This is a genomic window from Propionivibrio sp., assembly GCF_017995515.1.
Taxonomy (GTDB): domain Bacteria; phylum Pseudomonadota; class Gammaproteobacteria; order Burkholderiales; family Rhodocyclaceae; genus Propionivibrio.
In genome coordinates this window covers 1-9,473 of sequence record NZ_JAGOIT010000118.1, presented here as the reverse complement: position 1 = coordinate 9,473, position 9,473 = coordinate 1, and the positions used below count along the sequence as shown (strand labels likewise).

The window sequence follows — 9,473 nt, the reverse complement described above, 5'->3', positions numbered from 1 at the left end:
CTGCGAGTTCGGCGTCGATGCGCGCCAAGGTGGCGCGTTTGCGCTGGTATTCCGCTTCAATGGACTTGCTGTCGGCCTCAGTAATCAGCATGTCCATGCGCATGAGCACCTGGCCGGCCCGGACCGAGTCGCCTTCATGGACGAGGATTTCCTTGACGATGCCGGACTCGGCCGGCTGCACGATCTTCACGTAACTCTGCGGGATGAGCTTGTCGGCGGTGGCGTAGCCGTACAGGGAGTCGTTACACACCTTGCTTGCGAGTCGTCCTTTTTGCGAGGAAATGGCGATGGCGACGTGGGCGATGGAAGAATTTGCCGGTGCGAAGCTCGGCGACGGGCGTTTGAACGATCGGCTGATCAAGTTGGCGGCACGTTTTGCCGACAAGCCGACGGCGAGCATTCCCGGCGCGTGTCCGGATTGGGCCGAGACCCAAGCGGCGTACCGATTCTTCGATCAAGCCAGCGCTGGCAAGCGCTCGCTGGGTTGGCAGTCCATCCTCGATCCGCACATCGCCCAAACGGAAGCCAGGATGCGGCAGCACCCGGTCGTGCTCTGCCTGCAAGACAGCACCGAGTTGGACTTCAACGGCCGCCGATCCATTCGCGGAAGCATGATTCGAAGACGTCCGGATCCAGTACGCGGAAGACGTCGCCAAAGGTGTCATGCGAGGGCGTGCCCTGTGGAAGGTCGAGAAATCCTTTGAGCCAGTCCGCTTCGTCTTCACACCACTCGGCGACTTCGACCCAGTCATCCGCGCCACACAAGACCGCGCAGATCGCCATCACGAGGATCTCGCGCAAACCATTGCGCTTGGCTGGTCCGCGGCGCGGGTCTTCCAGGCGGGAAAAGATCGACAGCAGGGTCATTTTGACTCTCGCAAAATGCGAGAGTAGACGACATTTCTTTAGCGTTTACAATAGGTTGTCGTATCTCATTGATCGTTAACCACTTTTGCGGTGGGTTTACGACATCTGCGTAAGCGATTGCCGTGCTCTACCCCCTTTTTCCGGGCGGCGATCAATCCGCCGCGCGCGCAACCTGCTGCGCTTCGCTGGGCGCGCCGCGGGCTTTCGCGCAACCGACTCGCGCTGGATCGACGAGGCGTTGCGCCAGCTCGCCGCCAGCGATGCGCTGGCGCAGACCTGCGTAGCGAGCGTCGATGGCGAACTGCACGTCTATCGCGGCGAGATCCACCTCGTCGCGCCGGCGGCCGGAATTCCCGATGCGCCGCTGCGCTGGTCGGGCCAGCGCGAGCTGTCGTGGGCCGGTGGGCGGCTGCGTTTCGTGACGGTTCGCGGCGCCGGGATCGGAGTCCGGAATCTTGCCGGCGCGGAGGTGTGCGTCGCCGCGAGATGCGGGGGCGAACGCCTGCAGCCCGAAGCAAGGAGGCCGCGGCACTGCGTGCGCAAGCTGCTGCAGGACGCCGCGCTGCCGCCCTGGCAGCGCGTGCGTCTGCCCTTGCTGTGGGTCGCCGGCGAGCTCGCCTGGGTGGCGGGAATCGGCGTCGATGTCCGCTTCGCCTGCGCATCCGGCGACGACGGCGTCCTGCCGCTCCGGGATCCTGACTGCGCCCAATCCGGCAGCGGGTAACGGCGCCGCCCGCGACCGAGGTGGCGATCCCCGTTCCCCGCTTCGTTCGCCGGCCATTCGCCGGCCGGGTGCGTTCTTCGAGCGCACTCGGCCTGGCCGACGCCTACCGCTCGAGCTCGGCGGTGCGCACCAGGGCCTGATCGTGGTCGTCGAAGACGTGGATTTGCTCGGGCGCGAAAACCAGTCTGACGCGGTCGCCGGTGCGAACCCTGGCGGTCCCTTCTTCCTTGGCCAGGATCGTCTCGCCTGAAGCCAGGCGGGAATGCACATAGCTGCTCTCGCCCAGGTATTCGGCATAAACCACCTCGCCGACGACGCCCTGTTCGGCCGCGTCCGGGGCGCCCAGTCGGATGTGCTCGGGACGGATGCCGATGGTCACCTTGCTGCCGTGCGGGATCGGCTCGCGCGGCGCGGCCATGGCGACGACGCGGTTGGCTCCGGCCAGGGCAATGGTACTCGAATGCGCATCGCCGCCTTCCAGCGTTCCGGGAAGGAAGTTCATGTTGGGCGAACCGATGAAGCCGGCCACGAAGCGGTTGCGCGGACGATGGTAGAGCGAGAGCGGCGATCCAACCTGGGCGATGCTGCCGTACTTGTCGGTGGCCGCGCCGGTATTGAGCAGAACGATCTTGTCAGCCATGGTCATGGCTTCGACCTGGTCGTGGGTCACGTAGATCACGCTGGCCTTGCCGAACTCGCGGTGCAGGCGCGCGATCTCGATGCGGGTCTGCACGCGCAGCGCTGCGTCGAGATTGGAAAGCGGTTCGTCGAAAAGGAATACCTGCGGCTCGCGAACGATCGCCCGCCCGATGGCCACGCGCTGGCGCTGACCGCCCGAGAGCTGCTTGGGATACCGGTGCAGAAGCTGCTGCAGTTGCAGGATCTCGGCGGCGCGATGCACCTTCTGGTCGATCTGCGCCTTGGGGGTCTTCGCCAGGGTCAGTGCGAAGGCCATGTTCTGGGCCACCGTCATGTGCGGATACAGGGCGTAGTTCTGGAATACCATCGCTACGCCGCGCTCGGCAGGCGGCAGGTCATTGACCAGGTTGCCGGCGATGTGGATCTCGCCGCCGGTGATGTCTTCGAGGCCGGCGACCATCCTGAGCAGCGTCGATTTGCCGCAGCCGCTGGGCCCGACGAAGACGCAGAATTCGCCCGGCTCGACGCGCAGGTTGACCTTGTTGATGACCAGTCGCGTGTCGCCGTACGACTTGTCTACGTTCATGAAATCGATATCGGACATGTCTTGCTCCTCAATGCGGAATCGGTTCTCGATCAGGGCCTTGACGCCGGAACACGGCGCGCCTGGTCGTAAATGCTGCCCATTTCCCAGACGCGCAGATCGACGTCGGCGTCGCCTTCGGCGAAGGCGGTGCCGTGGATGCTGCTGTGCAGCGCCGGATACACGCGGCTGGTGATGCAGACGCGATCGTTGGCATAGACTTCCAGCACGCTGGCATCGAGCAGAACGCGCAACTCCAGCGCATCTCCGGGCTCCATCGGAACGAAGGCGGTCTGGTCCTGGCGGCAGGTCTTGGCGTTGATGGAACTGCGCGAACGTTCGATCGAGAGTCGCCGCGTTCCCGGGACGAAGACGATGCGCGTCGTTTCGCTGCCGTCCGGAGAGGAGAGCACGGTCAGGCCGAACCGGCCCATGTCGCGGAAGACAAAGCGCGCCGCGATGTCGAGGTGGCATCCGGTAAAGCGTCCGGCCACCCCGCGCTCGCCGCGGGCAGTGATCTGCGCGACGCATTGACCGCGCAGCGCGGCGATCTCGGCGACCGGCCGGATCGTCAGCGCGCCGTCGACGTCCAAGCCGAGCTGGCGCGGGACGGTCATGGCCCCGGACCAGCCGTCGGCATCGGCGAGATCCTGATCGCGACGCTCCTGGATCCAGGCCCACTGCAGGGTCCGCTCGTCCGGTCCGCGGGTGGCGAGATGCGCAAAGGCGCTGCCATCGACGTCCAGAACGCCGTCCGTTTCGGCGATGAAACGCTCGTTCTCGAATCGGCCGATGAAATAGTGCGCGCCGACGCCGAGCCAGATCGACACGGAAAGGACCCACTTGTCGCCGAGCGGGAAGAAGTTGGGACACTCCCACATCACCCCCAGGGTCGGGTCGGGCGACACGAACAGCGGCCCGCGGTAGTCCCAGTGCGCACCGTCGCGGCTGCGGTAGAGCAGGCACTGGCCACGCTCCTTGCGCAGCGAGGCGCCGAGCGCCATGTACCACCAGCCGTCGTGGCGGAACACGTAGGGGTCGCGGAAATCGTCGCTGGCCACGCCTTCAGGCCGCTGCGCGATGACGGCCTCGGGTCGTTTGCGCCACACCTGCATGTCCGTGCTGGTGGCACTGCATTGCACCTGTGCGGCCTGCGTGAAGCCGGTGTAGAAGAGGGTCGGGACCCCGTCGATCAGCGCGAAGCTGCCGGAGAAACAGCCTTCGCCGTCAGGGCCGCCGGGCGTAGGGGCGAGCGCCAGCGGCTCGTCTTGCCAATGCACCAGGTCCTCGCTGGTGGCATGCCCCCAGTGGATGTCGCCCCATTTGGCCGCGTTCGGGTTGTACTGGTAGTACAGGTGGTAGCGCCCGTCGTGCCAGCAGACGCCATTCGGATCGTTGATCCAGTTCGCCGCGGCGGTGAAGTGGAAGCGCGGACGATAGGCGTCCGGCCAGCCGGCCGTCGCGCCATGGGAAGAGGGACGCAGGCCCTGAATAGTCTCGTTGATCATCTGGATTAACCTTTCACGCCACTGCTGGCAACGCTCTGGATGAACCAGCGCTGGAACATTACGAAGATGGCAAGCACGGGCAGGGTCACGAGCGAGGCATAGGCCATGATCTGGCCCCAGGCCGGGGTGCGGTTGAAGAACTCCTGGATGCCGGGCATCACCGGGCGGACGTCGGCGCTCTGCACCACCATGATCGGCCACAGGTACTGGTTCCACATGGTGAGGAACTGCAGGATCGCCACGGTAGCAATCACCGGCTTGGAGAGCGGCATCACGATCTTCCAGTAGATCTGGAAGGCGGTGGCGCCATCGAGCCGGGCCGCTTCATCGAGTTCGGTCGGCAGGTCGCGGAAGAACTGGTAGAACAGAAAGAGCGTGAAGGGGCTCGCCACGAAGGGCAGGATCTGCACCAGGTGCGTGTTGAACATCGAATCGGTCATGAAGATGCCGTCCAGCCCGATGTGCAGACCCGGCACCTCGCTCACCAGCATCAGCAGCGGGATCGCGATCGCCTCAAAGGGGATGATCAGGATCGCGATCACGAAAGCGAACACCAGTCGCTTGCCCGGCCAGTTGAGCCGTGCCAGGGCGAATGCCGACATGCTGTTGACCATCACGCTGAGGGTGGCCGTGACCAGGGTGATGATCACCGAGTTGACCGCATAGCGCTGGAAGTTGCCGCGGGCGAACACGTACTGGATGTTGTCGAACGACAGATCCCCCACCGGCAGGAAGGCGCGCCAGGAACGCAGGTCGGCGAAGATCGCATCCGACCCTTTCAGGCTGGAGACCAGCATGAAGGCGATCGGCAGCACGAACACCAGGGTCAGGATGCCAAGCAAGGTGTAGCTGATCACCATGCCGATGCGGCGGCGCAGCTTCTGGGACGACTTTTTCCGGACTGAATTACTCATTTGTTTCCTCCCGCAATGAGCCGACGCTGCATGAAAGCGACCGCAAGGATCATCAGGAAGAACACCACCGTGATGGTGCTGCCGTAGGCGATGTCCTGCTCCCGAAAGCCCGTGCGCACGGCGTTGTACATCACCGTGACGGTGGCATCGTCAGGGCCGCCCTGGGTCATCACGTCGATCTGCGTAAAGAGCGCGAACGCCTGCATCGTGGTGGCCGTCAGAATGAAGATGGTGGTGTTCTTGAGCCCCGGCAGGGTCACGTTGCGGAAGCGCTGCCAGGCGTTGGCGCCATCCAGGCTAGCCGCTTCGTACAGATCGGCAGAGATGCTCTGCAGGCCGGCGAGGAAGATCACCATCTGGAAGCCCATGGCCTGCCAGGCGCTCATGATCACGATCGCGGTCATCGCCACGGAGGGGTCGCCGAGCCAGTCGATCGGCGGAATGTAGCCGAACGATATCCACGACAGAAACTGGTTTACGAGGCCGAACTGGCGGTCGTACAGGAAGGTCCAGACGATGCTGATGACCACCATCGAGATGACCACCGGACTGAAGAAAACGGTACGGAAAAAAGTCATTCCCGGCAGCTTCTGGTTGATCAGCAGCGCGCAACCGAGCGCCGCGCCGCATTGCAGCGGGACGACCATGACGACGAACAGGATGATGTTGGCCAGCGCCCGCCAGAACAGCGGATCCTTGGAAGCGACCGCGTAGCGGGCCTCGCCGACGTCGAAGGTCTTGACTTCCTTGAAGCCTTCGTATTTGGGATTCTCGCGGAAAACGGTCCGCAGACGCGGATACTCGGGATTGCCGTCCGCATCCTTGACCAGCGCGCCGCTCTCATCGCGCACGGGGTCCAGCTTGATGACGGCGACGTCGAGCAGGCGCTCGTAGTTGCGCAGTCCGACGAATTCGGTGGGGTTGGGGGAGAGCAGGCGCTGATCGGTGAAGCTGAAAACGATGGCGAGCATGAACGGCAGCACCACGAAGAGCAGCAGGCCGCCCATGGCGGGCAGGTTCATGAGGAGCGCGGTGCGCCCCTCGCTGGTGCGCCGCCGCCGGCGGGAGGGCGTCCCCGCGGTCGAGGCGGCTGGAGTAAGGCTGGTTTCGGACATGGATGGATCTCCGCACAAAGCGGTGGCCCGGAAAAGGCCGCCACGTGACGATCAGAAAACCGGCCGACGAGTCTTGGCGGCATCGGCGAGGTCAGGACGGGAACCGTTCCGGGCTTGCTTCGGGCTCCGGAGTTCCACAACCGCCTCGCGAGGCCGACTGATTCATCGGCAAACGAACCCGTTCAGGCGCTTTCGGGAGAGGGCATCCGCGGGGTCGGGAGCGGCTCCTGCGCCCCGGTCACGCCTTCTCCCGCGAGCATCAGCAGGTTCTCAGAGCTTGAAGCCGTACCCCTTGTTGTCCTTGATGTTGCGGTCGATGGCATCGGCCGCGTCATCGAGGGTGCGCTGAACGTCGGCACCGTTGACGATGGCTCGCATCGCTTTTTCATAGGTGCTGGTCAGGAAGGGGTAGCCGGGGGTTCCCGGGCGTACCAGCGCGAACTTCTTGGAGAACTCGTAATAGAAGCGCAGCGGGCCTCCGGGCTTGTAGTCGGGGCTGATGTCGGCACCGGCCTGGGTGATCGGGATCAGCTTGGTGGCGGCGCTGTTGGCGGCGATCTGCTTGGGTTCGAGCATGTAGTTGATGAACGCGGCAGCGCCTTCGGGAGTCGCGCAGGTGCTGCTGATTCCATACTGCCAGGAGGCGGCGCCGATCTTGGAGCCCTTCCCGAAATCCGGCGGGGGCAGGACGATCAGGTCGTCGCCCCATTTTTCCTTGGCTTCGGCGTAGGCCCAGTTGCCCATGTAGTCGAGCGGAACACGTCCGAGCACGAAGGACTTGTCGTCGGCCGGCTTCTTGTTGGCGTAGCCCTTGGTGTAGAGGCTCTGGAACCACTTGCCGAAGGCCACCGCCTCCGTGCCGTTGAGCACGCCGTCGGCATGGGTCATCGTCTGGCGGTCGATCAGGTCGCCGCCGAAGCTCTGCATCCACGGCGAGAAGGCATAGGTCCACCATTCGCCGTCGAAAGTGTTGTGCATGTCGATGACGTACTCGTAGTCCGGCAGCGTCTTGAGCTTTGCCAGCGCGTCGTTGAACTCGGCCAGCGTCCAGGGCTTGTCGATGGTCGGTGTACGCAGGCCGGCCTTGTCCAGCGCGGACTTGCGGGCAAAAATCCCCAGCGCAGCGTCGAACTGTCCCACCGAATAGAGAATGCCCTTGTATTCGCCCTTGCCGCCATTGAGCATCTGCGAGACCACATTTTTGTCGACCAGGTCGCCGATCGGGCGGATGTGGCCGGACCAGGCGAAGTTGGCGACCGTGGGCTGGTCCATGTCGATCAGGCAGGGCAGCTTCTTGGCCACCGCGCCTGCAGTCACGGACTGCGTATAGGAACCCTTGGGCAGGTTTTCGTAGACGACCTTGTACTTGTTCTGCGACTTGTTGAAGCCATCGATCATCGAGCGCACCACCTCGACCTCCACGTCACCACTTTCGTGGCGCCACATCGTGATCTCGGTCGGCGCGGCCAACGCGCTGGTGGCCATCGCGAGGAGCGACAGGGCGAAGGGGAAGGCAATTGTCTTGTTGCGCATGAACGTCTCCTAACTCGTATTAACGCGCCCGCCAAAAAAATGGACCGAAGCCTCGGGTCTGCTGCGGCGCGCCACCAAGACCCGTAAATCCCGGCAAGTAATACGTATTACTTGCTTGGCGGAAAGTATTGACGACGAACGTGAGGTTGTCAAGAAAAAAGTAAAAAATGACTTTCGGGTAGATTCGGACGCCAGGATGCAAGCAGCGTGGCGTCGCGTGCTACGTCGAGGAATCCTTCACGGACCTGGCCCGCGCCTGCTTCGCGTCGACTCGCGCGACCGATTCGCGCTCGATGAGCGGACAGTGGATGAGCGTCCGCGACGGGGTGCCGACCTTGCCGAGCAGGGCCTCGACGCTCCACCGCCCCATCTCGTAGTGGGGAAGCCGCAGGGTGGTGAGCGGCGGACGCAGATGGGCGGCGATCAGTTCCTGGTTGTCGAAACCGACCACCGAAATATCCTGCGGGATGCGCAGGCCCAGATCCTGGAGGGCCGCATAAGCCCCCATCGCCATGCGGTCGTTGAAGCAGAACAGCGCCGTCGGCCGTTCCCCGCTCTGCCGCATCAGCGACATCACGGCGTCGTAGCCGCCCTCCTGCACGCTGGGCAGGTACCGCACGCGATCCTCGCGGAAGGGCAGGCCGAACTCGTGGAGCGCGCGTCGATAGCCGGCGAGCCGGCCGTGGGTAGCGGGAATGTCGTCGATGTTGCTGACGTAGGCGACGTCGCGGTGACCGCGCTCAAGGAGATGCCGCGTCGCCTCGTAGCCGCCCCGTTCCTCGTCAGGCACTGCGGCGGCCACGCGGGAATCCGCGCAATAGCAGTTGGACAGCGCGATTGGAACGTCGCCGAGGATGGCCGGCAGGCTGATCTCGTGGTGATACATGGTGGCGAAGACGATGCCTTCCACCTGGTGCTTGAGCAGGGCGCCGATTGCTTCGCTTTCCAGATCGGCGCGCTTGTCGGTGTTGACCAGGGTGAGGATGCGATGGTGCGCCCAGGCGGCATCCTGCGCACCGCGGATGATCAGGCCGGCGAAAGGTGTGGTGGCGATCTCGTCGGTGACGAAACCCAGCAGGCTCGACTTGCCCGAGCGAAGCGCCTGCGCCATGGCGTTGGGCCGATAGCCCAGGTCGGTCACCGCCTGCCAGATTCGCGCCCGGGTCTCCTCGGAGATCGTGGCATCGGGCCGGTCGTTGAGCACGAAGGACACGGCCGTCTGGGACACGCCGGCCGCACGGGCGACGTCGTTCATGGTCGGGCGGCGCGAACGCGCCTTGCGGGGACGGACGGTCATGCGAATGACCGTCGCCGCGGATCGATCGCCGGGTCGGTTCGGTGTCGGAAAAAAACGTCGGTCGCCATCGCGTTCATCGTTGATCCTCTCGGCTTGCGGGCGTATTCGGTGGGCCATCGCCCCAGGACTCCGGCGAACGGCCACACGACGTATCGTAGCGCACATCCTGCCAGCCCAGCGCTTCGAGCAGCGCGACGAAATCGGCGGCGCGCGCAATGCGAGAGGCCGGCCGCTTGCCGGGCGCGTCGTGGCGGGAGGGGGGAAATCACACCGTCTGCGTTCCGGCAGCAGAC

9 protein-coding genes and 1 pseudogene are annotated in these 9,473 nt (G+C 64.4%); 2 read left to right on the top strand and 8 right to left on the bottom strand.

Going from position 1 to position 9,473, the window contains the following annotated elements; genetic code table 11:
* On the bottom strand, positions 1–400 hold a 400-nt coding region (locus tag KBA32_RS14940), incomplete at its 3' end, for a biotin/lipoyl-binding protein (RefSeq protein WP_294360518.1).
* Between KBA32_RS14940 and KBA32_RS14935 the strand changes: the two are divergent.
* Positions 303–590, top strand: a pseudogene (locus KBA32_RS14935) (transposase DNA-binding-containing protein); the annotation flags it as partial. The gene KBA32_RS14940 and the pseudogene KBA32_RS14935 overlap by 98 nt on opposite strands.
* Here the strand turns inward: KBA32_RS14935 and KBA32_RS14930 are convergent.
* Positions 583–867 carry an ISAs1 family transposase gene (locus KBA32_RS14930; RefSeq protein ID WP_294360515.1) on the bottom strand — a complete coding sequence of 95 codons (285 nt, stop codon included), beginning with the start codon at positions 865–867 and terminating at the stop codon, positions 583–585. The pseudogene KBA32_RS14935 and the gene KBA32_RS14930 sit on opposite strands and share 8 nt — an antisense overlap.
* Positions 868–952: 85 nt before the next feature.
* On the opposite strand from KBA32_RS14930, the gene tilS reads away from it, so the two are divergent.
* On the top strand, positions 953–1,591 hold the full coding sequence (gene tilS, locus KBA32_RS14925; protein ID WP_294360513.1) for a tRNA lysidine(34) synthetase TilS: 639 nt from the start codon (positions 953–955) through the stop codon (positions 1,589–1,591).
* A gap of 103 nt (positions 1,592–1,694) precedes the next feature.
* On the opposite strand, the gene KBA32_RS14920 is transcribed toward tilS, so the two are convergent.
* The 6 genes from KBA32_RS14920 to KBA32_RS14895 all read right to left on the bottom strand — a co-directional run bounded on the left by KBA32_RS14920 (position 1,695) and on the right by KBA32_RS14895 (position 9,180).
* Complete coding sequence (locus KBA32_RS14920) at positions 1,695–2,834, bottom strand: ABC transporter ATP-binding protein (RefSeq protein WP_294360511.1); 1,140 nt, start codon at positions 2,832–2,834, stop codon at positions 1,695–1,697.
* A 32-nt stretch (positions 2,835–2,866) separates the two neighbouring features.
* Positions 2,867–4,321, bottom strand: coding sequence for a glycoside hydrolase family 32 protein (locus KBA32_RS14915; RefSeq protein ID WP_294360504.1), 1,455 nt, complete (start codon positions 4,319–4,321; stop codon positions 2,867–2,869).
* A 5-nt stretch (positions 4,322–4,326) separates the two neighbouring features.
* On the bottom strand, positions 4,327–5,181 hold the full coding sequence (locus KBA32_RS14910; protein ID WP_294360501.1) for a carbohydrate ABC transporter permease: 855 nt from the start codon (positions 5,179–5,181) through the stop codon (positions 4,327–4,329).
* A 50-nt stretch (positions 5,182–5,231) separates the two neighbouring features.
* The gene (locus KBA32_RS14905) at positions 5,232–6,350 is read right to left on the bottom strand and encodes a carbohydrate ABC transporter permease (protein WP_294360499.1); all 1,119 of its coding nucleotides are present in this window, start codon (positions 6,348–6,350) and stop codon (positions 5,232–5,234) included.
* Positions 6,351–6,620: 270 nt separating this feature from the next.
* Positions 6,621–7,883: an extracellular solute-binding protein gene (locus KBA32_RS14900; RefSeq protein WP_294360495.1), complete on the bottom strand. Its 1,263-nt coding sequence runs from the start codon at positions 7,881–7,883 to the stop codon at positions 6,621–6,623.
* A gap of 220 nt (positions 7,884–8,103) precedes the next feature.
* Positions 8,104–9,180: a LacI family DNA-binding transcriptional regulator gene (locus KBA32_RS14895; protein WP_294360493.1), complete on the bottom strand. Its 1,077-nt coding sequence runs from the start codon at positions 9,178–9,180 to the stop codon at positions 8,104–8,106.
* Positions 9,181–9,473: the final 293 nt, after the last annotated feature.